The organism is Stutzerimonas stutzeri (assembly GCF_024448895.1).
GTDB lineage: Bacteria > Pseudomonadota > Gammaproteobacteria > Pseudomonadales > Pseudomonadaceae > Stutzerimonas > Stutzerimonas stutzeri_Q.
This window is the reverse complement of the sequence record NZ_JAMOIC010000005.1, coordinates 175,175-202,136: the sequence shown is the minus strand read 5'-3', so window position 1 is coordinate 202,136 and position 26,962 is coordinate 175,175. Positions and strand designations below refer to the sequence as shown.

Below are 26,962 nucleotides of genomic sequence, written 5' to 3'. Positions count from 1 at the left end.
GTCACTCGCACGCATGACGTATACAGGGCGGCCAGGCATGCGCCGAACCGCACCGGGCAAATGAATGCCGCCACGCGCGAGGTCGTGGATTCGACCGCCGCGCCTTGATGGATGACTTATGGCTGTAGATCCAGGGCTCTGGCCGCATGACCGTAGTGAGATGGGCCGGCGCATCAGGGACCATGACTGGGGCGCAACAGCGCTGGGACCGGTTGATGGTTGGCCCGTCGCACTGCGGGTTCTGCTCGACACCTTGCTGGATGCTCCACTGCCCATGTGCGTGCTCTGGGGCGAGGCCGGCATGCAGCTATACAACGATGCCCACGCCGAACTGATCGGCCGTCAGCACCCCTCCGCACTGGGCCAGCCGGCCGCGGAAACCTGGGCCAAGGCCTGGCCCGAGCTGATCGATGCGCGCGCAATCGCAGCGCAGGGCGACGCCATCCAACTGCACCATCAATATTTTGTTGACGACGTCGAGACAGGCGAAAGCGTTTGGGTCGACCTGTCGCTGAGCCCGGTCCGCGATGGCGCGTCGATTGGTGGGCAACTCCTGTGCCTGCGTCATAGCGAAGAAGAAGCGCTGCGCCGCCGGGAAAGCGAAATGAAGATGATCGTCGACGCGCTGCCGGTGCTGATCGGCTACGTCGACAAGGATCAGCGCTACCGTTACAACAACCGCTACTACGAAGAATGGTTCGGCCATTCGCCCGCCTGGCTCTACGGCAAAAGCCTGGTCGAGGTGGTCGGCGAGCGAGCCATCAGCGTGCGCGCGAACGAAATCGCCCGGACGCTGGCCGGCGAGGACGTGGTCTTCGAAGCGCACCTGCCGCACAAAGATGGGCGCCCGCGCCAGTCGCTGATGCATTACCTGCCACGCCGCGATGAGCACGGCGAAGTGCTGGGCTTCTTCGTGCTGGCGCAGGATGTCACCGAACGCTGGCAGGCCGAACAGGCGCTGCGCGAACTCAATGAAACCCTGGAAAGCCGCGTTCAGGAACGTACCAATGCACTGGCTGAGGTCTACGAGCGGTTGCTCAAGGAAATGGCCAGCCGCGAGCAGGCGCAGGAGGCCCTTCGCCAGGCCCAGAAGATGGAAGCGGTGGGCCAGCTCACCGGCGGCATCGCCCACGATTTCAACAACATGCTCACCGGAATCATCGGCGGCCTGGATCTGATCCAGCGCTACAACGCGTCCGGCCGACATGCCGAAACCCAACGTTTCATTGATGCTGCCACGACCTCGGCCAACCGCGCCGCGGCGCTGACTCACCGGCTGTTGGCCTTTGCCCGGCGTCAGCCGCTGAACCTCAAACGTGTCGACCTCAACGCACTGGTCGAGTCCATGCGCGACCTCATGGTACGCACCCTTGGCAGCCACATCCTCGTGGACGCTCAGCTTGAACACGAGCTCTGGCCGGCCAATAGTGATGAGAATCAGCTGGAAAGCGCCCTGCTCAATCTGGTCATCAACGCAAGGGATGCCATGCCCAAGGGTGGCAGCCTCTACATCACCACCGCCAACGTGCGGCTGGTGAGCCAGTCCGAAGTCGGCGAGCTGCCGCCAGGGCGTTATGTCAGCCTCAGCGTGCTCGACAGCGGCTGTGGCATGACGCCCAAGGTGTTGGCCGCCGCCTTCGAGCCGTTCTTCACCACCAAACCCATCGGCCAGGGCACCGGCCTGGGGCTGTCGATGATCTATGGCTTCGCGCGGCAGGCGGGCGGCCACGTACATATCTGCAGCGAGCCCGACAAAGGCACCGAGGTCACCCTCTATCTTCCCGCCCATCATGACGCGGCCGCAGCCATCGAGAGCGCCAAGTCGCTGGACCAGACGCCTCAGGCCCTTGAAGGCGAAACCGTGCTGGTGGTCGAAGATGATCCAGCCGTGCGCATGCTGGTGGTCGATGTCCTCGGCATGCTCGGCTATGCAGCGCTGGAAGCGGCAGAGGCCAACGCTGCGGTGAAGATTCTGCAAAGCGGCGCGCGCATCGACTTGCTGGTTTCGGATGTCGGGCTGCCGGGAATGAACGGGCGCCAGCTTGCCGATATTGCCCGCCAGCACCGCCCGGGCCTGCGCGTCCTGTTCATGACCGGTTATGCCGAGCAGGCCGCCAGCAGCGGCTTTCTCGATACCGACATGGACATGATCAGCAAGCCGTTCGCCATCGACCATCTGGCGACGCGAGTGCGCAATATGCTGGCGCGCTCGCCCGAGGACCCGGAATAGCGCGGGCAGTGACGGCTATCGCGTGCCCGCGCCGGGGCTATAGACCCGCGGTGCGTTGTGGTGCGGCAGGTGGATCAGATTGAGGTGGTGCTGGCGCGCCCAGCGCACGCAAAGGTCGGTCGGCGCCGAGAGGCTGACCAGAGTCGACAACCGCGCACGCACGGCCTTGTGGATGAGCTCCAGGCTGCATCGGCTGGTAACAACGGCAAAGCCCTGGCGCCCGTCACGATCTTCACGACTCAGCGCGCCAATCAGCTTGTCCAACGCGTTGTGCCGGCCGATGTCTTCGCGGCACAGCACGATTTCACCCTGCTCGTCGACGAACAGCGCGGCATGCAGCGCGCCGCTCTGACGCGCCAGGCGCTGCGCGTCGTTTATTCGCTCACGCAAGCCGTGCAGATGCGCGGCCGGCGGCAACGAGCCCGGCGTCAGCGCGGTCAGTTGCGGCAACGCCTGGTCGATGGCCTCTACGCCGCAGAGCCCACAGCCGCTGGTGCCGGCCAGATTACGGCGCTGCTCCTTGAGCGCCCAGAACGCCCTATTGCCGATCTGCACCTCGGCGCTGAACGCCTCGTCGCGACGGTTGAGCTGGATGTCATGTATGTCGTCGATACCGACGACCACCTCACCGCTCAGGCTGAAGCCAACAACGAAGTCCTCCAGGGCACTGGGCGATACCATCATCACCGCATGGCTGATGCCGTTATAGGAGATGGCCAGGGCGCACTCTTCGGCCAGTACCGCGGAGCCCGTGGCCTCGGCGCCATCCAGCTCGGTATAGGTATATGCATCCGGCGTTAAGCTTGCGATGGACGCGGCGGCAGTAAGAGGCGCAGGACGAGGCATATCGGTGATTTCCTTGCAGTCGAGCTGTAAGGGTATTCGATTCAGGCCTGTACCTTCGGTTCGATCTGCTCGCGTAGTCCACTCATCGCCTCCAGTACGAATGGATTCAGCCCTTTCCCGGCAGTGGCATCCAGGTGAGCGTAGAGCGCCATGCGCATCTGCGGGTCCCACTGGCGCTTGAGGTGCTGCGCGAAATCCGATCGTGCATGCCTGGGGTCGGGCTGGGAAGCAAAGAAGGCACCGATCTGGTTCGCCATCTTGATCAGTTGCGTGGCATTCATTCCCATGAACGTGCTCCGCTGATTGAGCTGAAAACCGCACCGGCAGGGTGCGAGGCGCGGCACGGGGACGCATGGTGCGCCCCGCGTGCGGCTGTCGCTGCGATAAGACTCACAGCTGCACCACGGGCAGCAGGTTCACCTGCTCACGGGTGAAGGCATCGAATTCCTGCTGCCACTTCGAGGGCACCTCGACCTTGCGCACCTGCACGGCGGTGACCTTGTACTCGGGGCAATTGGTCGCCCAGTCCGAGTTGTCAGTGGTGATCACGTTGGCACCGGATTCCGGGTGGTGGAAGGTGGTGTACACCACGCCGGGCTGCATGCGCTGGGTGACCTTGGCGCGCATCACCGTCTCGCCCGCACGGCTGTTGATGCCGACCCAGTCTCCGTTCTCGATGCCACGGTCCTCGGCGTCCACTGGGTGCAGCTCGAGAATATCCTCGGCGTGCCAGGCCTTGTTGGCAGTACGTCGAGTCTGCGCACCCACGTTGTACTGCGACAGAATCCGGCCGGTGGTCAGCACCAGCGGACGCTTGCGCGAGGTGCGCTCGTCGGTGGCGATGAACTCGGTGATCACGAAGCGCCCCTTGCCGCGCACGAATGCGTCCTCATGCATGATCGGCGTGCCTTCCGGCGCCTCGTCGTTGCATGGCCACTGAATGCTGCCCATGCGATCGAGCTTGGCGTAGCTGACGCCGGTGAATGTCGGGGTCAGGCTGGCGATCTCGTCCATGATCTGCGACGGATGGGTGTAATTCATTGGATAGCCGAGGGCGTTGGACAGCGCCACCGTCACTTCCCAGTCTTCCTTGCCCGCCAGCGCCGGCATCACCTTGCGCACCGGCGAGATGCGCCGCTCGGCGTTGGTGAAGGTGCCGTTCTTCTCAAGGAAGGAGGCGCCAGGCAGGAACACGTGGGCAAACTTGGCGGTTTCGTTGAGGAACAGGTCCTGCACCACAACACATTCCATGGCCTTGAGCGCATCGGTGACGTGCTGGGTATCGGGATCCGACTGCGCCGGGTCCTCGCCCTGGATATACAGCCCTTTGAAAGTCCCTGCGTGCGCCGCCGCCAGCATGTTCGGAATGCGCAAGCCCGGCTCGTCGAGCAGCTTGACGCCCCAGGCGTCTTCGAACTGTGGCCGCGCCACCGGATCGGAAACGTGACGATAACCCGGCAGCTCGTGCGGGAAAGAGCCCATGTCACAGGAACCTTGCACGTTGTTCTGCCCGCGCAACGGGTTCACGCCCACGCCCGGTCTGCCGATATTGCCGGTGGCCATGGCCAGGTTGGCGATTGCCATGACGGTCGACGAACCCTGGCTGTGCTCGGTGACACCGAGGCCGTAGTAAATCGCGGCATTGCCGCCGGTGGCGTACAGACGCGCCGCGGCGCGCACTGTGGCGGCCGGCACGCCGGTCAGCTCCTGCATGGTTTCGGGGCTGTTGCGCTGCTCACCGACAAATGCGCGCCACTGTTCGAATGCCTCGGCTTCGCAGCGCTCGGCGACGAAGGCCTCGTCCACCAGGTTCTCCGTGACGATCACGTGCGCCAGGCTATTGAGCAGGGCGACATTGCTGCCAGGGCGCAGTTGCAGATGGTGGTCGGCCTTGACGTGCGGACCGCGTACCAGATCGATGCCGCGTGGGTCGGCAACGATCAGCCGGGCGCCCTCGCGCAGCCGACGCTTGAGTTGTGAACCGAAGACGGGGTGCCCGTCGGTGGGGTTGGCGCCGATCACCAGCACCACGTCGGCCGACAACACCGAGTCGAAGTCCTGAGTACCGGCGGATTCGCCAAGCGTAACCTTCAGGCCGTAGCCGGTGGGCGAATGGCAAACCCTCGCACAGGTGTCGACGTTGTTGTTGCCGAAGGCGGCGCGTACCAACTTCTGAACCAGATAGGTTTCCTCATTGGTGCAACGCGAGGACGTCAGCCCGCCCACCGAATTCTGGCCGTACTGCGCCTGGATTTCCTTGAAGCGCCGGGCGGCGTAGCCAATCGCCTCGTCCCAGCTCACCGGCCGCCAGGGCTCGTTGATACTGTCGCGGATCATCGGCGTCTTGATACGGTCGGGGTGGGTGGCGTAACCCCAGGCGAAGCGGCCCTTCACGCAGGAGTGGCCATGGTTGGCGTGGCCATCCTTGTTCGGCACCATGCGCACTACTTCGTTGCCCTTGACCTCGGCCTTGAACGAGCAGCCTACGCCGCAGTAGGCGCAGGTAGTGGTAACGCTGCGCTCGGCCTGGCCCATTTCAATCAGCGACTTTTCGGTCAGGGTGGCGGTCGGGCAGGCGTTCACGCAGGCGCCACATGACACGCATTCGGAGTCGAGGAAGTCCTCGGCCTGGCTGGCTGCGACCCGCGAGTCGAAACCACGGCCATCGATAGTCAGGGCGAAGGTGCCTTGCACCTCTTCGCAGGCACGCACGCAACGGTTGCAGACGATGCACTTGGCCGGGTCATAGGTGAAATAGGGGTTGGATTCATCCTTGGCCTCGGCCAGGTGGGTCTTCACCGGGTCGTAGCGCACCTCGCGCAGGCCGACCACTCCAGCCATGTCCTGAAGTTCGCAGTTGCCGTTCGCCGAGCATGTCAGGCAGTCCAACGGGTGGTCGGAAATGTACAGCTCCATGGTGCCGCGGCGCAGTTCTGCGAGCTTGGGGCTCTGGGTGCGTACCTTCATGCCTGGCTCGACCGGAGTAGTGCAGGAAGCAGGAAAGCCGCGCCGGCCTTCGATCTCCACCGTGCACAGGCGGCACGAGCCGAACGGCTCCAGGCTATCGCTGGCGCACAGCTTGGGCACAGAAATACCGGCTTCCTGAGCGGCGCGCATCACCGAAGTGCCCGCGGGCACGCTGATCGCCGTGCCGTCGATTTCCACCGTTACCGGAGCGCCGGTGCGGGCGGGGGTGCCATAGTCGAGTTCACGATACAGGGCCATGTTGTGCCTCCGGATCAGCGGGCTTCGGCGGAGTCGCCGAAATCCTCGGGAAAATGATTGAGTGCGCTCAACACCGGGTAGGGTGTCATGCCACCGAGGGCGCACAGCGAGGCACCGAGCATGGTGTCGCACAGACTCTTGAGCAGTTCGATTTGGCCCGGCTGCGGCCCTTCGGAGCGTGCGACGATGATCTGGTCGAGCAGCTCCTCGCCACGGGTAGAACCGATCCGGCAGGGTGTGCATTTGCCGCAGGACTCGACCGCGCAGAACTCCATGGCGTAGCGCGCCATATCGGCCATATCCACGGTGTCGTCGAACACCACGATGCCACCGTGACCAAGCACCGCGCCGAGCGCGGCGAAGGCCTCGTAGTCCAGCGGGGTGTCGAACTGCGACTCCGGCAGATAGGCGCCGAGGGGGCCGCCGACCTGCACTGCACGGATCGGACGGCCACTGGCCGAACCGCCGCCGTATTCATAGAGCAGTTCGCGCAGCGTGATACCGAAAGCCTTCTCGACAAGGCCGCCGCGGGCGATGTTGCCGGTCAGCTGGATCGGCAAGGTGCCGAGCGAGCGGCCCATGCCGTAATCCTTGTAATAGGCGCCGCCCTTATCGAGGATGATGGGCACCGAGGCCAGCGAGATGACGTTGTTGATAACCGTCGGTTTGCCGAACAGCCCCTCGATGGCCGGCAGCGGGGGCTTCGGCCGCACGGTGCCGCGCCTGCCCTCGATGCTCTCGAGCAGCGCGGTTTCCTCGCCACAGATATAGGCGCCCGCGCCACGGCGCAGCTCCAGATGGAACGCGTGACCGCTGCCGAGCAGGTCGCCACCCAGGTAGCCGGCTGCGTTGGCGCTGGCGATGGCTGCGTTGAGAACGGCCTCGGCATGCGGGTATTCCGAGCGCAGGTAGATGTAGCCCATGGTCGCGCCGACGGCGAGGCCTGCGATGGTCATGCCCTCGATCAGCACGAAGGGGTCGTCTTCCATCACCATGCGGTCGGAAAAGGTGCCCGAATCGCCTTCGTCCGCGTTGCACACGATGTACTTCTGCGCGGCCTCGCAGCCGAGCACGGTGCGCCATTTGATGCCCGTCGGAAACGCTGCACCGCCGCGCCCGCGCAGGCCGGACTCGGTGACTTCGGCGACGATCGCTTCGGGCGTCAGGCCCAGGGCGCGCCTGAGACCGCGATAACCGTCGTGAGCGATGTAGTCGTCCAGCGACAGCGGGTCGGTGATCCCTGCACGGGCGAAGGTCAGGCGCTCCTGGCGCTTGAGGTACTCGATCTCCTCGGTCAGGCCATGGCCCAGCGGATGCGCCTTGCCTTCGAGGAAGCCGGCGTCGAACAGGCCGGACACGTCCTTTGCCTTGACCGGTCCGTAGGCGACACGCCCGGCATCGGTGGCCACTTCGACCAGCGGCTCGAGCCAGAACAGCCCACGCGAGCCATTGCGTACCAGATTCAACTCGATGCCGCGCGCGGCAGCCTCCGTAACGAGCGCCTTGGCTACCTTGTCAGCGCCAAGGCTTAGGGCTGTGACGTCACGCGGCACATAGACGGTGATTGGCCCTGTCATGCGCGCATCTCCTGTTCGGCCAGCAGCGCCAGCAGCTCTTGAGCATCGACGCGACCATGCAACTCGCCATTGAGCATCGCGTTGGGCGCGCAGGCGCAGTTACCCAGGCAATACACTGCCTCGAAGCTCAGGCTGCCGTCCGCAAGGGTTTCACCAAGCGGCAGGCCCAGCTTTTGCTCCAGCTCGGCGGTCAGCGCCTTGACGCCCATCGACTGGCAGGCCTCTGCCTGGCACAGCTTGAGCACATGTCGACCCGGCGGAGTGGCGCGAAAATCGTGATAAAAGCTGACCACCCCGTGCACCTCGGCGCGCGACAGACAAAGGTCCTCGGCGATGACCGGCAGAAGCTCCGGCGGCACCGCGCCGAGGCGATCCTGAATGTCATGGAGGATGGGTAGCAGTGCACCGGGCTGGTCGCGGTGGGCAGCCAGCACCTCTCGGGCGACGGCCAGACACTGCTCAGGGGGGAAGCGCTGGGGAAGAAGGGCCATGTTCGAAGCTCCAGCCGGCGGCTAGTACCGGTACTGTCAGGAGACAAGCGCCACACATCACGGTTGATGGGCTACTTGTCCCAGGCATAACCAAGAAGGCTCGCCACATATGAAGTAAAGTTCTTATACTCAGGCACATGAGTGCCAGTTGCCGCAAATTATCACGGCAATAACCCTGAACAAATATGAAGCCCATATCATATGATTAGAATCGAGATCCAGCCGCGCTGGCGCTTTCATCAGCCCGACGGCAGCACCCTGGACCCACAGGGCCTGGCGCTGCTGCAGGCCGTGCACGACACCGGCAAACTGACCGAAGCCGCCGCTCGCGTCGGCTATTCCTATCGCCATGCCTGGAACCTGCTGGGCAAGTGGCAGGCGTTCTTCGGGAGCCCGCTGATCGATCTGGAGCGGGGCAAGGGGGCGCGGCTGGCGCCGCTGGGGGAGAAACTGCTGTGGGCCGACCAGCGCATCAAAGCGCGCCTGTCGCCTCAGCTGGACAACCTGGCAAGCGAGCTGGAGCTGGAGCTGAACCGGGTGCTGCAGGCAAGCAACCCCGGCCTGCGCATCCATGCCAGCCACGGGTTTGCTGTAGCCGCATTGCGCGAATGGCTGGAACGTGACCCGGGCTGGCAGTGGGAGGTCCAGTTTCGCCGTGGCAATGAGGCGATCGTCGCCCTGCACCGTCGTGATTGCGAGGTGGCCGGCCTGCATGTGCCTGCCGGGCCGCTCGGAAGCCTGAGCATGGATAGGATCCAGCCATGGCTGCGTCCAGACCAGCGCGTGATCACCTTCGTCGTGCGCACTCAGGGCTTGATGCTCGCTCCGGGCAATCCGCACGGCATCGAGGGTCTGAAGGGCTTGGGTGCCGCCAATCTGCGCTTCGTCAATCGCGAGCAGGGTTCGGGCACTCGCATGTTGCTCGAGGACCTGCTTCAGCGCGACAAGCTGGATAGTTCAGCGATCAACGGCTTCCATAACGAGGAGTTCACGCATGCGGCTGTAGCAGCCTACGTTGCCAGCGGCATGGCTGATGTGGGGTTCGGGGTCGAGGCGGCGGCCCGTCAGTTCGGTCTCGACTTCATCCCCATGGCTCGGGAACATTATTGCCTGCTATGCCGAGAGGACAGCCTCGAACTGCCTGCCATGGCAGCCTTGCTGCGAGTTTTGCAGAACCCCGAATTCCAGGCGTCCATTGGCCGCTTGCCGGGCTACGCCCTGAGCCGGCCAGGCGAGGTACTGACGCTGACTCAGGCGCTGGAGCAATGGCGTCGAGAGAGCCTGCTCTGACCGATTTCAGCTGAGCCACATGTAATATGTGAACGGCCTCCAGTTTTCAGCCACCGCATGGCGGCAAGCGGAACCCACTGCGGGACATGCCGGTCAATGGCGACAATTCGCCGCTAAGCCGGCTCTGTACCGAGGTGCCCATGAAGTCACTGCAGCTGCTGCTTCTCTCCCTTGGCCTCACCTGCGGCGGATTCGCCCAGGCGAGCAATACCGAAGCCGCCGTCGGCGGCGCACTGGGCGGCGCGCTCGGTTCGGTAGTGGGTGAACACCTTGGCGGCTCGACCGGCGCTACGATCGGAGCCGGTGTTGGTGGGGCTGCAGGCGGTATGGTCGGCGCCGACAAGCGCAGCCGTACCGAAGCGGCCATCGGTGGCGGCCTTGGCGCAGCAGGCGGCAACGTGATTGGCCAGCGCGTCGGCGGCAGCAGGGGTGGTCTCATTGGTGCTGCGGTCGGAGGCGGAGCTGGCGGCGCCATCGGCAATGCCTACGGCGACGATGAGGACTATCGCAATGATCGCCGCTACCGTGATGACCGCCGCTACTACGGGCATCCGGGCAAAGCCAAGGGTCATCACAAGCATAAGCACAGGCACCGCGACTGAGCCTGTAGGGGCGAATTCATTCGCCCGCTGCTGCTAGCGCGATGCGTTCCAGTCATGCCGCGCCCTATTCGTCATTCGCTCATGACAGCGTACACACCCAATATCGAACGCAATCGATCCAAGACCGCTCGCCGGTCGCTGCCATAACTGCAGAGACCTGGCGACAAATGCTCGCGGCGCAGGCATACGCTTCCCCTGAGTTGCAAATCACGCGTAGGGCCGAATTTATTCGGCCACTAACAGCGATTGCAGCGCCGTGCGTAGCCCTTCCGGGATCGGCGTGGGCCGATTGCTCGCCCGATCGACGAAGACATGCACGAAGCGCCCCGCTGCGCAGGCTTCGTCCTCACCCTGCTTGAAAATCGCCAGCTCGTATTGCACTGAACTGTTACCCAGTTTTCGCACCCGCATGCCGACGTCCAGCGCATCCGGAAAGGCGATGGACGCGAAGTAGTCACAGGACGAGCTGACTACGAAGCCGACCACCTCCCCTTCGTGGATATCCAGCCCGCCACGCTCGATCAGATAGGCATTCACCGCGCTGTCGAAATAGCTGTAATAGACGACGTTGTTCACGTGACCGTAGATGTCGTTGTCATGCCAGCGTGTGGTGATCGGCTGGAAGTGACGGTAGTCGGCGCGCAGGTGCTGCGGTTGTTCGGCCATACGTAAAACCCTGTTCAGCAAACCGGCACACCGCAGTCAATGGCGTGTGCCGACAGAATCAATAGGCAGCGCGATAGATCGCCAGCGCATCGGCTTCGGTGACTTCGCGCGGGTTGTTGACCAGCAGGCGCTGCTGCAGCATCGCCTCCTTGGCCAGCTGCGGCAGCATCTCCTCCGGCACGCCAGCATCGCGCAGCCGCGTCGGCAGGCCAACGCGCGCGCTCATCTGCTCGAATTCCTCGATCAGCTGTTCGGCGTAGGTCGATGGGTCGTCCGTGCGCAGCCGGTCGCCGAGGATGATCGGCGCCAGCTCGCCGTAATGCGTGGTCGCCGCGCTGACGTTGAAGCGCAGCACCTGCGGCAACACCAGCGCGTTCGACAGCCCGTGCGGGATATGAAAATTGCCACCCAGCGGATAGGCCAAGGCATGCACCGCAGCCACCGGCGCATTGGCGAACGCCTGCCCGGCCAGGCACGCGCCGAGCAGCATGGCCTGGCGCGCCTCTCGATTGCTGCCGTTGTGCACCGCCTCGTCGAGGTTGGCCGCCAGCAGGCGCAGCGCCTCGCGGGCCAGCAGGTCGGACATGGGGTTTTTCTTCAACGCACTGGTGTAGGCCTCGATGGCGTGCACCATGGCATCGATGCCGGTGGCTGCGGTGACTGCAGGTGGCAAACCGAGGGTGAGATCGGCATCGAGCAGCGCCAGATCGGGCAGCAGCAGAGTCGAGACCACGCCCATCTTGGTGGTTTCGCCAGTTGTGATGATGGCGATCTGCGTGACTTCCGAGCCAGTGCCGGCGGTGGTCGGCACCTGAATCAGCGGCAGGCGCTGGCCCTTGGCATTGCCGACACCGTAGATGTCCTGCAGTGATTGCGCACAGGCCGGATGCGCCAGCAACGCCACCAGCTTGGCGACGTCCATGGAGCTGCCGCCACCAAAGCCGATGATGAGATCGGCTCCCACCGCCCGGGCCTGCTCCACCGCCGTCATGACGATGTGTTCCGGCGGATCGGCGATGACCTGATCGTAGACGGCAACCGACAGGCCCTCGCTTTCGAAGCCAGGCAAGACCTCATTGAGCAAGCCGAAACGGGTAATACCCGGATCGGTGACGACCAATACGGAACGCGCCCCGCGCTCCTTGCAGAGGCTAGCCAAACGGCGAGAAGAGCCGGGCTCACAGATCAATTGCGCGGTTGTGGCAAAGCTGAACGGATGCATGCTGCCTCCTGACTGTTTTTATTCGGCTTCGGTAACGGCCTATCGAAAAGCGCCCTCACCCTACCCCTCTCCCGGAGGGAGAGGGGTAGTTCTGTGTTGTAGCCCAACACCGCGTCCTACCGTCACTCGTCAATCCTTCTCCCCACTGGCGAGAGGGTTGGGCGCCCGGCTTAGGGGTGAAGGGAGCAAGGAATGGCCTCGGACAAAACTAGGCATCGCTAGTAAACCGACTTTGATCTACTGCGCGCCCCGCGCGGGTCAGCCTCACTCAAAACGCAAAATCCGTCTCCGGCAGCGCCATCAAACATTCGGCCCCACCTTGAATCGCTTCCCGATGCGCACTGGCCCGCGGCAGTACACGACGCAGATAGAAGTCCGCACTGGCCAGTTTGGCCTGATAGAACGCCTCTTCACCAGTACCCTGCTCCAACGCATCCTGCGCGCGCACCGCGGCCTGCAGCCACAGCCCGGACAATAAGACATAGGCGGAGTACTGGAGGAAATCCACCGACACCGCGCCGATCTCCTGCGGATCGCGCCCGCTCGCCGCAATGATCTCGGCACTCAGCTCGCGCCATTCGCCGATACGTGCCTGCACCTTGCTGGCCACGTCGTGCAGTGCCGGCCGGTCGATCTGCCGATCACAGACCTCACTGAACTCCGCCTGCAACGCCGACAACTCCGCGCCGCCATCGCCGAGCAGCTTGCGCCGGATGTAGTCCAGCGCCTGAATGCCATTGGTGCCCTCGTAGAGCTGGGTGATTCGGCTGTCGCGCATCAACTGCTCCATGCCCCACTCGCGGATGTAGCCGTGGCCACCGTAGACCTGTACGCCGAGGCTGGCGACTTCCTGGCCCATATCGGTGAAGAACGCCTTGACGATGGGGATCAGCAGCGCCGCCCGCTTGCTCGCCGCCTTGCGATAACTCGGCTCGGGATGGCCGTGTTCGAGGTCCAGCTGCCGGGCGCAATAGGCGGCCAGCATGCGGCTGCCCTCGACCAGAGTTTTCTGCGTCAGCAGCATGCGCCGCACGTCCGGATGCACGATGATCGGGTCAGCCACTTTGTCCGGGTGCTGCGCGCCAGCCAGTCCGCGCGATTGCAGACGTTCGCGGGCATAGGCAAGCGATCCCTGATACGCCTGCTCGGCAATGCCCAGGCCTTGCAGACCGACCTGGAAACGCGCGTCGTTCATCATGGTGAACATGCAGGCCAGGCCCTGGTTGGGCTCGCCGACGACCCAGCCGGTGGCGCCATCGAAGTTCATCACGCAGGTGGCCGCACCCTTGATGCCCATCTTGTGCTCGACGGCGCCGCACGACAGCGAGTTGCGCTCGCCCGGTGTGCCGTCAGCCTTGGCGATGAGCTTGGGCACCAGCAGCAGGCTGATGCCCTTCACGCCGGCCGGCGCATCGGGCAGGCGCGCCAGCACCAGATGCACGATGTTCTCGCTCATGTCGTGCTCGCCGCCGGAGATGAAGATCTTGCTGCCGCTGACCTTGTAGCTGCCATCCGCCTGAGGTTCGGCCTTGGTGCGCAGCAGCGCCAGATCGGTGCCGGCCTGCGGTTCGGTGAGGCACATGGTGCCGCTCCAGCTACCGCTGACCAGCTTCTCCAGATAGGCATTTTTCAGCTCGTCGCTGCCGTGCTTGTACAGCGCCAGCACCGCGCCCTCGGTGAGGCCCGAGTAGATGCGGAAAGACAGGGACGCGCCCATCAGCATTTCGTGGAAATTGCAGGCCACCAATTGCGGAAAGCCCTGACCACCGTACTCGGTTGGCCCGGTCATGCTCGCCCAGCCGTTGTCGACGTACTGTTTGTAGGCCTCGACGAAACCCTGCGGTGTGCGGACCTCACCGTTTTCCAGGGTCACGCCCTCTTCGTCGCTGTTGCGATTGAGCGGCGCGATCTCGCCGCCGGTGTAGCGCGCCGCTTCTTCCAGAACGCCGTCGATCAGCTCGCGGTCCAGGCCGTTGCCGAGCAGCTCGCAATGGCCGGTGGCGTCGAACAGCTCGTGCAGGACGAAGCGCATGTCACGCAGGGGAGCCTTGTATTCCATGCTCAAGCCTCCTTCTTGTGGTCGGCGAAGCGGCCGCCAAGAGTGGCCAGGCTGTCGATCAGCTCGGCAGGCTTCCAGTGCTCGCCGTGCTGCTCGGCCAAGGCATTCAGGCGATCACGAATGGCCGGAAGCCCCTGACGATCGGCCCAGGTCATCGGCCCGCCGACTTCAGCCGGGAAGCCGTAGCCATTGAGACAGACGGTGTCGATGTCGGTACTGGACTCGGCCATGCCTTCCTGCAGGATCTTCGCACCCTCGTTGACGAGTGCCAGCAGGCAGCGCTCGAGGATTTCCTCACTGCCAATCTCGCGACGCTCATAGCCGAGCCGCTCGGACTCACGCTGCACCAGCGCGTCGACCTCAGGATCGTGCTCGGCCTGGCGACTGCCCTCGGCGTAGCGGTAGTAGCCCATGCGCGATTTCTGGCCGAAGCGGCCCAGCTCGCAGAGACGATTGTCGACCTGCACCTCAGGCTCATCCTTGCCCTTGCCGGACAGTTCACGGGCGCGCCACTCCAGGTCGATGCCGACCACGTCGTACATGCGGAACGGGCCCATGGCAAAACCGAAGCCCTGCAGCGCGGCGTCCACCTGATGCGGATAGGCGCCTTCGAGCAGCATCATCCGCGCCTCGCGCACATAGGTGGCGAGCATGCGGTTGCCGATGAAGCCCGGGCAGTTGCCGGCGACCACACTGACCTTGCCCATGCGCTTGCCGAGCGCGGTGGATGCTTCGAGCACCGCTTTGGAAGTCTTCGCGCCGCGGACGATCTCCAGCAGCTTCATGATGTGCGCCGGGCTGAAGAAGTGCAGGCCTACGACCTGTTCGGGGCGATTGGTGACTGCAGCGATGGCGTCTATATCCAGCGCCGAGGTGTTGCTGGCAAGAATGCCGCTCGGCTTCACGATGCCGTCCAGCTCGCGAAAGATGTTCTGCTTGAGCTCGAGATTCTCGTAGACCGCCTCGATCACCAGATCCACATCGGCCAGCGCCTGGTAATCAGCCGCTTTGGTGATGCAGGCACGGCGTGCCTGCGCCTGAGACTCGTCGATGCGACCCTGGCGCACGTTGTGCGCGTAGGTGTCGGCCACCACGCCCAGCGCCTGCTCCAGCATCTCGGGGTTGTTGTCCAGCCACAGCACCTGCACGCCGGCGTTGGCCAGGCTCATGACGATCCCGCGGCCCATGGTGCCGGCACCGATCACGGCGGCGGTCTGGATATCGAAGCGGTCTTGGCTCATTGCAGCAGTCCTCGTCGCAAGGCAGAAAAAACTGGAGACCAACGATAGACGAAGACGCTACTATTTTTGAAATTTAGTCTTGTGATGTTTCAAATTCATCCGATGAATATCTACAGCTTCGATCTTAACCTGCTCCGCGTGCTAGACGCCTTGCTGCGAGAGCGCAACGTTTCACGCGCCGCCGAGCGCCTGTCACTCAGCCAACCGGCGGTCAGTAATGCGCTCAATCGGTTGCGTGAATTGCTCGATGATCCACTGCTGGTGCGGGTCGGCCGGGCCATGCAACCGACGCCCCGCGCGCTGAGCCTCGAAGCGCCGATTCGCGATGCCTTGCTGCAGATCGAACACACGCTCAATGCCGGTGATTTCTTCGATCCAGCGACCAGCCGGCAGCGCTTCGTCATCGCCGTGACCGACTATGTAGAGCTGATCTGCATGCCCGCGCTGATGGCGCATCTGGCGAAGGTGGCGCCGGGCATCCAGCTGGCGATCCAGCACCTGACGCCCTCCCTGCCCGCCGAAGCGTTGGATAACGGGGAGATCGATCTGGCGGTCGGACGGTTCCTTGATGTGCCGACCCGCTTCCACAGCCGCCGCTGGGCCAGTGAAACGCTGCAGGTGGCGCTACGCCAACACCATCCATTGATCGAGGGTGAACTAGATCTGCCGGGGTTCCTGCGGCTGCGCCATCTGTGGGTTCATGGCGGGCAGACCCGCGGCATGGTGGATCAATGGCTGGAAGATCACGACCTTAAGCGAGACGTCGTCTACACGACACCGAACTACCTGCAAGCGGCCCATATCGTGGCCAGCAGCGACCTTGCCGCTGTGCTTCCGACGGGCCTCGCCCGGCATTTCGCAGGATTGCTGCCCTTGCAGCTTTTCGATTTGCCGTTCGATCTCGGCACCTTTCAGCTGGACATCGTCAGTGTCGCCCAGCGCGAGCGAGATGCAGCGTTGCAGTGGCTTATCGAACAGATCGTGGCGGTGGGCAGCAACCGCACAGGTGAGCGATAGCCACGGCGGGAGTGCTGGAGGCAGGCACTTTTTTCTCAAGCAACAAAAAACCCGCCGAAGCGGGTTTTTCCTGACCATTCCGAATCCTTCCGGGTGCCCTCCTGGCGATGGTCGATCTTCCTTGATCCTGAGCGCGTCCTGCGCTTCAGAGATGGGCATAGATTAAGCATCCGAATGCCGGTACAAAAGAGCCAAAGTCTGGGATTCTTGTAAGCCTTTCGCTATAGCTGAAACAAACCTGTCGTTCCGCTGTCCCGCTACGCTCAGCAGTATTGCAACCCCGACCGCCCATCACGGGCGCCCGCGGCAGCGACCAGCTCCGCATCGCGGAGCTGGCCTTGACATCATCACTTTCTGAGGAAATCCAGCAGGTCCTGGTTAAGGCGGTTCTTGTGGGTGTCCGCCAGGCCGTGGGGCGCGCCTGGATACACGATGAGCTCGGCACCTTTGACGATGGCCGCCGAGGCACGGGCGGAGGTATCAATCGGCACGATCTGATCGTCGTCGCCATGAATCACCAGCGTGGGCACATCGAATTTCTTCAGGTCTTCGCGGAAATCGGTAGCCGAAAACGCGGCGATCGAATCGTAGGTGTTCTTGTGGCCTGCCTGCATGCCCTGCACCCAGAAGGACTGGATCAGCCCCTGTGACGGCGTTGCACCTGGACGGTTGTAGCCAAAGAAGGGGCCGGATGCGATATCCAGATACAGCTGCGAACGGTTGTCCAGCGAAGCCTGGCGGAGGCCGTCGAACACCTCCTGCGGCACGCCGTCGGGGTTGCTCTCGGTCTTAAGCATCAGCGGCGGCACCGAAGCGACCAGCACTGCTTTCTTCACACGCTCCGTGCCATGGCGACCGATATAGCGCGCCACCTCGCCGCCGCCGGTCGAGAAGCCGACAAGGGTCGCATCCTTCAGGTCCAGTGCTTCGAGGACAGCCGCAAGGTCGTCGGCGTAATGGTCCATGTCGTTGCCTTCCCACGGCTGGCTGGAGCGGCCATGGCCGCGGCGGTCATGAGCGACGACGCGATAGCCTTTCGACGCCAGGAACATCATCTGCGACTCCCAGCTATCGGCATTTAGTGGCCAACCGTGGCTGAAGGTAACGACCTGGCCATCACGCGGGCCCCAGTCCTTGTAGTAGAGGCTGACACCGTCCTTCGTCGTGACATAGCTTTCGGAGCGTTCGCTGCCTAGGGTTGCAGCAGAGCGGGAGTCGACAGCTCCAGCGGCTTGTGCTGTGACGGCGGTGGCCAGCGTTAGGGCGGCAAGAGTCAGTGCGCGATTCAGTGTGCTCATGATCATTTCCTCGATAGGTAGAACGCTTGTCCGGCCGGCGGTGTGTACCGGCCGATGAAGCTATGTTGCCCATCTGAAGGAATCGAATGGATTCAAAAGATCCAGGAAATGATGCAGATCGTCTAATGCGAAAAGAAAGGTTTGCAGACCGCAGGGACGAGTTCGGAAGGCGTGATCGCAGGCAGGGTCGGCGATCGCGGCTACAGCGCGACCTCTCTACCGCTTCATCTACAACAAAGGCGCTTTGGACACGACGCTCATTACTCGTGAAGCAGTTTTGCGATTATTTTGATAATGCGAAAGCCAGACGGCGGCCGGCGCATATATATGCACAAAGACCTAAATATCTAAGGATTAATATCGGACTTATTTCTCCTGAAAGGAGGCCAGAAAAATTAACTGAAAATTAGCTATTACACTGGAAATTCGCTTCAGTTAATCAGCCGAATATCAATCTAAATAAAACAAAAGCTGTACTTATATTTTTATCTGCGTATATTCGTGACCACTGCTTCGCAATTAACACTTCGACACCCGGCATGATGTTTCTCTGTTTCATCTCCTCGGTTCGTTTTGCTTCTCGCTTCTCAGTCTCGGCGCCGAACGGTTCAGCGCTGCAGCCTTAAAACACCTGGGAGATACTCATGTCTACTCGTCAAAATGGCACAGTTAAGTGGTTCAACGATGAAAAAGGTTTCGGCTTCATTACGCCGACCGACGGCAGCGAAGACCTGTTCGTTCATTATCGTTCGATCGAAAGCGCAGGTTTTAAAAGCCTGAGCGAAGGCCAAGCTGTTTCTTTCATGGCTACTAAAGGCCAGAAGGGAATGCAGGCTGATCAGGTTCAAGTCTCCTAAGACGCCTGATTAAGAAAAGCCCCGCTCCGGCGGGGCTTTTTTGTGTCTGCTATATAGTGATTTGAGCGCAGCGGGTCGAGGACAGACGTGTAGTGCGCGGCTGATCAAAACTAAGACCCGCGCTGGCTGAAGCAGCTGTTATCGGCCGGATATTAATCTCCGGAAAAGCAAAAACCCGCCGAAGCGGGTTCTTTCTGACCTTATCCGAAGTCCCTTCGAGTGCCGTCCTGGCGATGGTCGATCTTCCTGATCCTGAGCGCGTCCTGCGCTTCAGAGTGGGTGCAGATTAAGCAATTCGGTTGAGGAGTAAAATCGCCGATCGACGCGACCTGTTGTAAGCCTTTCGCTATGGCTGCACATGGACGCTCCGGGATGGGAGGTGCGTGAGCGCGACCGCGCCTTCCCACAGCGTCCAGCGCTGAACATTCATTAGCCCTTCTTATCCAGATCAACCAGAGGCTCTTGCCTGACCTCGGTCTTGCGGTCGCCCTGGATCGCTTCGATTCGGGAGCGCGCATCCGCCACGGCTGCCTTGTCCAACAGCAACTCGTAGCTGACACGGAAATGCTTCTGCTCGCCCGGCTCGATGGTTGGCACCAACCCCAGCGGTCGCTGGTATGCACGGTTGTAGGAATAACTGGTGCCGGGCTCAAGGCCGGTCACGTAGCCCTGCTTTTCGGTATCGGTGTTTTTCCAAAGCGAGAAAACCGGCAGCTCACGTGTATTGAATCCAACGGTCACGCCGCGTTCGGCATTCCGGTTGTGCAACATGGTCAGCGTCTCCCCTTCCTCGTCAGCGAAAGGCACGACATTGTAGACGGTCTCGTCATAGTCTGCGGTCGGGCCGCGGTAGGCCTGCCAATCAGCCAGCTCCTTCCCGGCCTTGGCGTTGAACGGCGACACCTGCTTGACCGGCGCCACGAAGCGAGCCCCCTCCTCCAGTAAAGGCGTGCCGAAGTTGGTGTGGTACAGCGCCTGGTACTCATGAGCGTAGTCACCCTGATTGGTCAGGGTGTCATGGAGCGAAAAACCGTGACGGCCGGGCTCGGTACTCAACTCGGTCAGGATGGCGAAATCGACCTTCTTGAATGCTTTTTCCTTCAACTCGCCACGCAGGCGGATGGCGTAGGGCGGCTTCTCGTCGATCTCCAGCACCACGCGCGAAGCCGGGATGTTGGCGGCGCGGCCATGCAGAGTGAGCAGCTCGCCATTGTCTTTTCCAGGATGGCCGACCCACTCGTACCCGCAGCGGGTTACCAGCTCGTTGAACCCTTCCAGCCAGCCCAGCCCTTCGCGGCCATTGAGCTCTATAAAGGCCGGGTTGACCACTTCGTCCACCGGGGAATCCCAGCCCAGGCGCACATCGCCGGCTACTGCTTCGAGGACATTCATCCCGCGGGTCGGAATCACCGTCATCCGCATCGCACCGTTGTCGATCTCGATCAGGCTGACGCCTTCCTGACGACCACCGTGAAGCGTGCGCATGCTGACCTTGAATGGCTTCTCGGCCTTGATGCCGAGCTCTTCACTGGTCACTTGCCAGTTTTTGGCGGGAGTTTCTGGATCGATCATTACCTGCTCCCAAGCGATTGCCGGATTCACCAGGCAAAAGGTCAGGCCGCAGAAGAGTGGCAAACGAGTCATGAAGGTTCCTTTTTGTTATGCACCTCACGACACGTTAGCTGAAACGTTTCAGCTTGCAAACCAGGGCGGTCCGCTGGAGGGGGAATAGCTGTCTTTTTGCAATGGAGTCAGGTACTGACCGGACGCGCAGGCAACTCGCTATCCACTCGGTACAAGAGCAATCACGAGGGCTTTCGGTAACGACTCGGGTGCCAATAGCCGGACAGCAGCGGCATCGCCGGTCCTTTCCAGCCGCGCCTGCGCAACTCGGTGGCGATCAGTGCATTCATGATCTTGTGGCCCATCAGCAATACGTTGCCGTGGGTTTCCGCCAGCTCGATGAGCTTGTCAGCGGCTGCGCTTGCGCGCCGTCGTGACTCACTGACCGGTTCGGTATTGCTGGCGAAACCCAGGAACCATGCCGCTCGAAACGTGAGACGCCAGAAACGCGAAGGCATCAATGGAAAGGTCCATTCGGGATGCGGAAGGTGCGCCTCCTTGAACAGCGGATCAGGTTCTGTCGTGCATTCGCAATGCAGGTGATCGCGAGATTCCACACAACGCAGCAACGAGCTGCAGACCACCATGTCAGCGGAGGCGGCCAGCTGCCTCAGGGTATCCGGTCGCTCGTGGCCGACGACGTTTGCGGCGTTGTAGCGCTCGACCCAGGTCTTCATGCCGGCCGGGGTGCTCCAGGACGCACCGCCATGATCGGGCCGCCCGTGACGCACCAGGATGATTTGCATGGGGAATTACCGGATAGATGGAATGCGCATTCGAAACGCACCGGCTGGGGCGGGTTCCGAGTGGCGGGAAAAGATTGATGTCTCGCTCAATGCCTGAGCGTTAGTGACAGCCCCGGTTGAGCACCGGGGCCTGCGATCTTACTTATCGAGCGCGTCTTGTTTCTCGAGAAACTCTTCCTCGAGCATGGCGTCCTTGACCGCCTGTGGTTGCTCGTCGAGCAACGGATCATTGAGCTCGCCACCGGAGAGCACCTTGGTATCCAGTTTGCCCATCAGATGTTCAAGGGCATGACGCATTTTCTCAGCCGCACCATCGACCGCGAGCTGAACCGACTCGGCCTTGTGCGTGACCGATACGGCCTGATGACCCTTGGGACGGGCTTCGATCTGGCAGCGCTTGTCATCGGCGCCGGCCTTTTGTGCGTTCTCGTCGCTGAGGTGAACTTCGATGCGGGTGAGGAAATCGTCAAACCGCTCCAGCCGCTCCTCTACTGTCGAACCAACCCATTCATGCAGCTCGACACTGCCGGGGATGTGGTGGCTGTTGACTTGAACTTGCATACGACTACTCCTGATTGATGACGTACCTACTAAGGTTCGAGGCGCCTGCACCGCCGAGGTTCAGCGGCTTCGTCTGTATGAATTGTCGCCAGACGTTGATTGACCTCGGCTGACCCAGGTCAGTGAAGCGGTGCGCGCGCTGGGCATCGCCTCGCGCCGACGGCGTCAGACGCTAGTCCTGCATCATTTGGCGGTAGCGCCGCTGATATTCTTCATAGGGCAGCCCTTCGCCCTGCAGCCGCTGCAGCTGGTCCTGGCGATAGACCTCCTTGCTCAGCGGCGCGGTTACAGCGGCCTGCGGAGCGACCGTGCCCAGGCCTCTTGCCCCTTGAGGGAAGAGCTGATCCGTCAGTTCGGCAATCTTGTTTTCTGCACTGATGAACTTGTCGGGACGACCACCTCCCCAGCGTGCGTCGTACTCGGCCTGCCCTACCTGGCGGCCCTTCTCGTAGACCCGGATGTCGGCGTGGTTCATGTACAGCAGCAGATCCCATCGCCATGTACCGGTGTAGGTCGTGCTGAGAGGGCAGCGAGCCGGGCTGCTCCCGGGTGACAGCTGCCGGGTTCTGAAGCCCTTGTCGCGAAGCAGTTGCTGGTATGTGGTGTTGAAGCCTGCGCGCAAGCCAGGCGCAGGAATGGTGCAGATTTCCGGCGCCAGTTCAGCGGACAGACTGGCTGGGGTGACGGTTTGCTTGATGCTGCAGCCAGTTATGGCAAGGGAGGCGATAAGCAGGAGCAGTGGTTTGGCGCGCATGGTGACATTCTGTCAGTGTGAGATTGTTGGCATTTTGCCAGCAATTCCGCGGTCCCACATGCTTCGCCTAATCGCGCTCCGAAGACCGGCTGGCCTGATCGGCGCGAGCCCCGAGGAACCAGCCCACCACGCCCCATATCCCCGCGCAGAACGCACCTAAGAGGGCCACCAGCCAGGCACCCTGGCCGAGGCTGTCGAGCAGGCTCTTGGCCCAGCCGCTCATGGCATCGCCGCCGCGATAGACGACGGTATCGATGAAGTTCTTCGCCTTGTACTTGCTTTCGGCATCCAGCGGGGCGAAGAGCATTTCACGTCCCGGGCGGACGAAGGCGTACTCACCGATGCGCCGCACGATCATCACCGCGGCCAACACCGCGAACGTCGGAGCCAGGGCCAGCCCGACGAAGCCCAGGCAAACGAGCACCGGCACCGCCGTCAGCAACACCCTCACGCCAAGCCGCTGAGCGATACGCCCGGTGATGAACAGCTGTGACAGGAGCGCACCGGCCTGCACCACGAAATCAATGGCGCCGAAGACCCTCACCTGCTCCGCCCGATCAGGGAAGAGTTCGGCCACCAGCCGGGCCTGCTCGAAATAGAGGAAGGTGCTGGCGGTGGTCAGGAGCAGTACGAAGGCCGCGATACCCAGCAGATATCCCGAGCCCAGCGCACGAGTGAGGCCGCTGAACGGATTGCCGGCGACCGGTCGCCGGGGGCTTTCGGCATGCTCTGCGCCGGGCCTGCCCGCGCCCAATACCTCGCGCCAATCCATCAGGTAGTGCTTGATCGCCACCGCAGCCGCCAGCAGCAGCGCTGCCAACAGCATCAGCCCAAACTGGCCAAGTACGCCCACCAGCAAGGCGCTCATGGCAGGCCCGACCAGCCCACCGACACTGGCGCCAGCGGCGATGAAGGCAAACAGGCGCCGTGCCTGCGGCGCGTCGAACACATCGGCCATCAGGCTCCAGGCCACTGACACCACGAACAGGTTGTAGACCGAAATCCACACGTAGAACACCCGCGCCAGCCAGATGCTGTCACGCAGCAAGTAGAACAACCCGGCAAACAGCAGCAGGTTGACGCAGAAGAAGCCGTATACCCAGTCGATATAGTGAATGCGCGCCACGCGCGAGTTGAGCCAGGCGAACAGCGGGACTGCCAGCAGCATGGCGAAGAAGGTCGCAGTGAACAGCCACTGCAGATTCTCGACGCCGCCCTGGATGCCCATCGACTCGCGAATCGGGCGCAGCATGAAGTAGCCGGAGAACAGGCAGAAGAACAGCCCGAAGCCGGCGAGGGCCGCGCGCAATTCGCCGGGCCGGGCGTTGACCAGCGCGGCGGCCCGCGTGGCGACTGTGATCACCCTTCAGCCTCCGCGAAGTTGGCGTACAGACGCGTCAACGGAAGGCGTCGACGATCAATTTCCGCTGGCGCGCATCCGGCAAGCGCCCCTGTCCGGCCAGTATGTTGTCAGCCATGTACCGCGGGTTGGACGTGGCAGGAATCACCGCCGTCACCGCCGGTTCAGCCAGAATGAACTTGAGCAGCAGCTGCGCCCACGAGCTGGCATCGATCTCGGAAGCCCAGTCGGGAAGGGGTTTGTCCTTGACCCGTGAAAGCAGATTGCCGCGGGTGAAAGGTCGATTGATCAGCGTGGCGATACCCTCATCGGCGCAATACGGCAGCAGCTGCTTTTCGGCGTTGCGCTCGCTGACCGAATAGTTGAACTGCACGAAGTCGACGGGCTCCTGCTTGAGAACTTCGAGCAGGCGATCATGGGCGGATTCGACGTAATGCGTCACCCCGATGTAGCGAATTCGGCCCTCTTCCTTGAGCTCGCGCAGCAGGCCGAGCTGGGTGCTGGTGTCCTGCAGGTTGTGCACCTGGATCAGATCGATGGTGTCGGTCTGCAGTGCCTTGAAGCTCTCTTCGATCTGAGCCATGCCGCGGTCACGGCCGGTGGAGGATACCTTTGTCGCCAGGAAGACCTGCTCACGCGCCCCATGCCGCTGCACCAGCTCGCCCACCACGCGGTCAGCGTTGCCGTAGCTGGGCGCGGTGTCGATCAGCTGGGCACCACCATCCACCAATACTCGCAGCACTTCGAGCAGCTGCTGCATCTCTGCACTATCCAGGCTCACATTGTGCGTGATCGACGTACCCAGCCCGATCACCGGCAACATCTCGCCTGATGCCGGGATCTTGCGCATCCGCAGCGGCTCTGCCGCCCTCGCCAGTGACGGCAGCAACGGCCCGAGCGCGGCGAGCGTGGCTAACAGGGCGGATCGATGAAGCATCTGGCGGCGCGTAGGCATTGGCGAGGTCTCCGGGCAAGGCGATTCGGCAGATCGACGGTTGAGTATGGTCGACATGCCCTCAAACACCGGAGGATCGAACGAGAAGAGCTTTTCCGTTTGTAACAGCACGGCCGCGCAACAGGTCAGCGTAGCGCCGTCGATCAGCGGCCCCTCGTAGTAGTGGCATTATGACTCTATTTGCGATCTACTCTGCCGCCCTGAACGGCCGCGGCGCATGACGCCGCTCCATCGAGACAACGATGCATCAGAACCACGCCCAGCCTGACGGCCAAACGGCCCGCCACCAGGCACCGACACATCGACGGCGACGGCGACGACGGCGTTGGCTCAACCTGTTGTATGCCCTTGGCCTGCTGCTGGTCTTTCTGATCAGCCTGCTGCTGTTGCCGGCCGACGCGGGCGTCGGCAAGTTGCTAGGGGGCGCGCTCGCCGCCTGTTGAGCGCCCGGCGTCAAACCTGAAAACGGCCGACCAGCGTCGCCAGTGTCTGCGACAGCGCTGAAAGCTGCTGACTGGCTTGCATGCTGCTCGCCGAATTCGCCGCTGCGTCGTTGGAGAGATCGCGAATATCACTGATGTTGCGCGCAATTTCCTCGGTAACGCTGCTTTGCTCCTCGCAGGCTGTAGCGATCTGCGCGGCCATGTCGTTGATACGCTGCACCGAGTGAGTCGTCTCAGCCAGGACCTGATCGACCCCGGCTGCCCGCTCGACGCTGTCGCGCGCCTTGCCGCTACCGCTTTGCATGGCCAGCACCGCCTTCGCGACACCACCCTGCAAGCGCTCGATACGCACCTGAATGTCCTTGGTCGAGTCTTGAGTGCGCCCGGCCAGCGCGCGCACCTCATCGGCCACCACGGCGAAGCCGCGACCTTGCTCACCGGCCCTGGCCGCCTCGATGGCGGCGTTCAGCGCCAGCAGATTGGTCTGCTCGGCGATGCCACGAATCACTTCCAGTACCGCGCCAATGCTGTTGGTTTCTTCGGCCAGCGCCTCGATGGTCTGCGAAGTGCTTTCCACTTCCTGGGCAAGCTGGCGGATCGACTGAACCGTGTCGCTGACTACGACGGCGCCCTGGCGAGACTGGGTCTGTGCTGCAAGGGCCGCGTCGGAGGCACCCTGCGCATTCTGCGCAACCTCGTGGACGGCGGCGCTCATCTGTGTCGCAGCCGTGCTGACCTGATCGACAGCAGCGTGCTCGCTGCTGATCAGCTGGTCATTGGTGGCCGCCATTCTCGCCATGTCGCGCGCGGCGGCGTCGACCTCACCGGTCACCCGTCCAACTTCCGCAATCAGCGGCTGCAACTTGTCGAGGAAGCGGTTGAAGGCATTACCCAACTGCCCGAGTTCGTCGGCCGAACGAACCTCGAGCCGTACCCGCAGGTCGCCATCGCCTTCGGCAATCTGCTGCACGCGCTCCAGCAGGCGACGCATCGGCCGCAGCACCACCAGCGGCAGGCCGAGCACCAGTAGCACGCACCCGAGCAAGCCCACGGCCAGCACCGCACCCTGCTGTTTAGCCGTCGCCGACCCTTCTGCGACGGCCGCCTTGCCTTCGCTGTTCGCAGCGGCATCCTCAAGATCGCCCAGCTTGTCGATGGCGTCACGCATCGCATCGAAGCGCGCCTCGCTGTCGCCGAAACTCAGCGCACTCGCCGCGTGTGGGTCCAGATCAATCTGATTGAGCACGCGCTGGGAGACTTCAGACCACTGCTGAAATCCGCGATTGAACTGTTCGACCAGCGCCATCGCTTCGGCGCCAGGCTGCATGGCGGCGTACTTCTGGACCCGATCGTAGGCCTGCTTGACGTTTTCCGCATGGCTGTCACGCAGCGACTGCACATGGTCTCCGGCATCGCTGTCGAGCAGGCTGCGCTCGGCAAGAAATGCCTGATACAGGTCACGGTCGGCGTTGAGCAAGAGGCTTATAGCAGGCAGACGTCGGTCCGCCAGCCGTTCGGTGGACTCGGCGACACGTTCGATGCCGCGCATGCCAAAGACACCCATCAGAATCAGCAACAGGGCCAATGCGCCAATGGGCAGGGTTATTTTCCAGCGGAATCCGAGATCGGTGAGAAAGCGAGACATGGCTTCGCTCCAAAAGGGCTTGTCAGTGCTATCGGCCGAAGGCCGCGACCCAGCAGGCCGCTGGTCGTTTTTTGCACAACATTCACCGCTGGTACGCCGCAGACCCTGACTAGCCGCCTGACCCAGTACTTTTGGATGAAGACCAAAGTGGCATGGCGATCTTCGATACAGGTGCCGATAAAGTGGATGACTTTATCGGCACCGAACGGCCATGCGGCTCGCGGCACTGCCGCCGATAACAACAGACAGCCTCC

At 62.6% G+C, this 26,962-nt stretch carries 23 protein-coding genes; 6 read left to right on the top strand and 17 right to left on the bottom strand.

Going from position 1 to position 26,962, the window contains the following annotated elements; translation table 11 throughout:
* Positions 1-118 precede the first annotated feature (118 nt).
* Positions 119-2,230 carry a PAS domain-containing protein gene (locus NA619_RS08280; protein ID WP_255961343.1) on the top strand — a complete coding sequence of 704 codons (2,112 nt, stop codon included), beginning with the start codon at positions 119-121 and terminating at the stop codon, positions 2,228-2,230.
* A 15-nt stretch (positions 2,231-2,245) separates the two neighbouring features.
* Here the strand turns inward: NA619_RS08280 and fdhD are convergent, their stop codons facing one another.
* The 5 genes from fdhD to NA619_RS08255 all read right to left on the bottom strand — a co-directional run bounded on the left by fdhD (position 2,246) and on the right by NA619_RS08255 (position 8,369).
* Complete coding sequence (gene fdhD / locus NA619_RS08275) at positions 2,246-3,076, bottom strand: formate dehydrogenase accessory sulfurtransferase FdhD (protein WP_255961341.1); 831 nt, start codon at positions 3,074-3,076, stop codon at positions 2,246-2,248.
* 41 nt (positions 3,077-3,117) lie between these two features.
* Positions 3,118-3,363 (bottom strand): formate dehydrogenase subunit delta, encoded by a 246-nt coding sequence (locus tag NA619_RS08270; protein ID WP_255961339.1) that lies wholly within the window; start codon positions 3,361-3,363, stop codon positions 3,118-3,120.
* A 103-nt stretch (positions 3,364-3,466) separates the two neighbouring features.
* Positions 3,467-6,301 (bottom strand): formate dehydrogenase subunit alpha, encoded by a 2,835-nt coding sequence (fdhF, locus tag NA619_RS08265; RefSeq protein WP_255961335.1) that lies wholly within the window; start codon positions 6,299-6,301, stop codon positions 3,467-3,469.
* A gap of 14 nt (positions 6,302-6,315) precedes the next feature.
* Positions 6,316-7,878, bottom strand: coding sequence for a formate dehydrogenase beta subunit (locus NA619_RS08260; protein ID WP_255961334.1), 1,563 nt, complete (start codon positions 7,876-7,878; stop codon positions 6,316-6,318).
* Positions 7,875-8,369 carry a formate dehydrogenase subunit gamma gene (locus NA619_RS08255; protein WP_255961332.1) on the bottom strand — a complete coding sequence of 165 codons (495 nt, stop codon included), beginning with the start codon at positions 8,367-8,369 and terminating at the stop codon, positions 7,875-7,877. Before NA619_RS08255 ends, NA619_RS08260 begins: the two co-directional genes overlap by 4 nt.
* Before the next feature lie 201 nt (positions 8,370-8,570).
* On the opposite strand from NA619_RS08255, the gene NA619_RS08250 reads away from it, so the two are divergent.
* Both NA619_RS08250 and NA619_RS08245 read left to right on the top strand, forming a co-directional pair.
* The gene (locus NA619_RS08250; RefSeq protein WP_255961330.1) at positions 8,571-9,659 is read left to right on the top strand and encodes a substrate-binding domain-containing protein; all 1,089 of its coding nucleotides are present in this window, start codon (positions 8,571-8,573) and stop codon (positions 9,657-9,659) included.
* 140 nt (positions 9,660-9,799) lie between these two features.
* A complete protein-coding gene (locus NA619_RS08245) occupies positions 9,800-10,261 on the top strand; it encodes a YMGG-like glycine zipper-containing protein (RefSeq protein WP_255961328.1) in 462 nt (153 codons plus the stop codon).
* Between the two features lie 225 nt (positions 10,262-10,486).
* On the opposite strand, the gene NA619_RS08240 is transcribed toward NA619_RS08245, so the two are convergent.
* From NA619_RS08240 to NA619_RS08225, 4 genes are all read right to left on the bottom strand, one after another.
* The gene (locus NA619_RS08240; RefSeq protein ID WP_255961326.1) at positions 10,487-10,927 is read right to left on the bottom strand and encodes an acyl-CoA thioesterase; all 441 of its coding nucleotides are present in this window, start codon (positions 10,925-10,927) and stop codon (positions 10,487-10,489) included.
* A gap of 58 nt (positions 10,928-10,985) precedes the next feature.
* Positions 10,986-12,149, bottom strand: a complete 1,164-nt coding sequence (locus NA619_RS08235; protein ID WP_255961324.1) for an iron-containing alcohol dehydrogenase — start codon at positions 12,147-12,149, stop codon at positions 10,986-10,988.
* Between the two features lie 268 nt (positions 12,150-12,417).
* On the bottom strand, positions 12,418-14,208 hold the full coding sequence (locus NA619_RS08230) for an acyl-CoA dehydrogenase C-terminal domain-containing protein (RefSeq protein ID WP_255961322.1): 1,791 nt from the start codon (positions 14,206-14,208) through the stop codon (positions 12,418-12,420).
* 2 nt (positions 14,209-14,210) lie between these two features.
* On the bottom strand, positions 14,211-15,449 hold the full coding sequence (locus tag NA619_RS08225) for a 3-hydroxyacyl-CoA dehydrogenase (protein ID WP_255961321.1): 1,239 nt from the start codon (positions 15,447-15,449) through the stop codon (positions 14,211-14,213).
* A gap of 102 nt (positions 15,450-15,551) precedes the next feature.
* Between NA619_RS08225 and NA619_RS08220 the strand changes: the two genes are divergently transcribed.
* Entirely contained in the window at positions 15,552-16,466 is a 915-nt protein-coding gene (locus NA619_RS08220; protein ID WP_255961320.1) for a LysR family transcriptional regulator, read from the top strand.
* Between the two features lie 347 nt (positions 16,467-16,813).
* Here the strand turns inward: NA619_RS08220 and NA619_RS08215 are convergent, their stop codons facing one another.
* Entirely contained in the window at positions 16,814-17,764 is a 951-nt protein-coding gene (locus NA619_RS08215; RefSeq protein WP_255961319.1) for an alpha/beta fold hydrolase, read from the bottom strand.
* 644 nt (positions 17,765-18,408) lie between these two features.
* On the opposite strand from NA619_RS08215, the gene NA619_RS08210 reads away from it, so the two are divergent.
* Positions 18,409-18,621, top strand: a complete 213-nt coding sequence (locus NA619_RS08210; protein WP_003281102.1) for a cold-shock protein — start codon at positions 18,409-18,411, stop codon at positions 18,619-18,621.
* Positions 18,622-19,050: 429 nt separating this feature from the next.
* Here NA619_RS08210 and NA619_RS08205 read toward each other — a convergent pair whose 3' ends face one another.
* The 6 genes from NA619_RS08205 to NA619_RS08180 all read right to left on the bottom strand — a co-directional run bounded on the left by NA619_RS08205 (position 19,051) and on the right by NA619_RS08180 (position 24,620).
* Complete coding sequence (locus NA619_RS08205) at positions 19,051-20,265, bottom strand: aldose 1-epimerase family protein (RefSeq protein ID WP_255961317.1); 1,215 nt, start codon at positions 20,263-20,265, stop codon at positions 19,051-19,053.
* 161 nt (positions 20,266-20,426) lie between these two features.
* Positions 20,427-20,990 (bottom strand): histidine phosphatase family protein, encoded by a 564-nt coding sequence (locus NA619_RS08200; RefSeq protein WP_255961315.1) that lies wholly within the window; start codon positions 20,988-20,990, stop codon positions 20,427-20,429.
* A gap of 138 nt (positions 20,991-21,128) precedes the next feature.
* Positions 21,129-21,551, bottom strand: a complete 423-nt coding sequence (locus NA619_RS08195) for an HPF/RaiA family ribosome-associated protein (protein WP_255961314.1) — start codon at positions 21,549-21,551, stop codon at positions 21,129-21,131.
* A 172-nt stretch (positions 21,552-21,723) separates the two neighbouring features.
* On the bottom strand, positions 21,724-22,305 hold the full coding sequence (locus NA619_RS08190; protein WP_255961313.1) for an Sbal_3080 family lipoprotein: 582 nt from the start codon (positions 22,303-22,305) through the stop codon (positions 21,724-21,726).
* A 67-nt stretch (positions 22,306-22,372) separates the two neighbouring features.
* Positions 22,373-23,668, bottom strand: a complete 1,296-nt coding sequence (locus NA619_RS08185) for an NTP/NDP exchange transporter (protein ID WP_423836813.1) — start codon at positions 23,666-23,668, stop codon at positions 22,373-22,375.
* Between the two features lie 34 nt (positions 23,669-23,702).
* Positions 23,703-24,620 (bottom strand): aldo/keto reductase, encoded by a 918-nt coding sequence (locus tag NA619_RS08180; protein ID WP_255961311.1) that lies wholly within the window; start codon positions 24,618-24,620, stop codon positions 23,703-23,705.
* A gap of 242 nt (positions 24,621-24,862) precedes the next feature.
* Here NA619_RS08180 and NA619_RS08175 point away from each other — a divergent pair, with 242 nt between their 5' ends.
* Positions 24,863-25,063: a hypothetical protein gene (locus NA619_RS08175; protein ID WP_255961310.1), complete on the top strand. Its 201-nt coding sequence runs from the start codon at positions 24,863-24,865 to the stop codon at positions 25,061-25,063.
* A 10-nt stretch (positions 25,064-25,073) separates the two neighbouring features.
* Here the strand turns inward: NA619_RS08175 and NA619_RS08170 are convergent, their stop codons facing one another.
* Positions 25,074-26,708 carry a methyl-accepting chemotaxis protein gene (locus NA619_RS08170; protein ID WP_255961306.1) on the bottom strand — a complete coding sequence of 545 codons (1,635 nt, stop codon included), beginning with the start codon at positions 26,706-26,708 and terminating at the stop codon, positions 25,074-25,076.
* Positions 26,709-26,962: the final 254 nt, after the last annotated feature.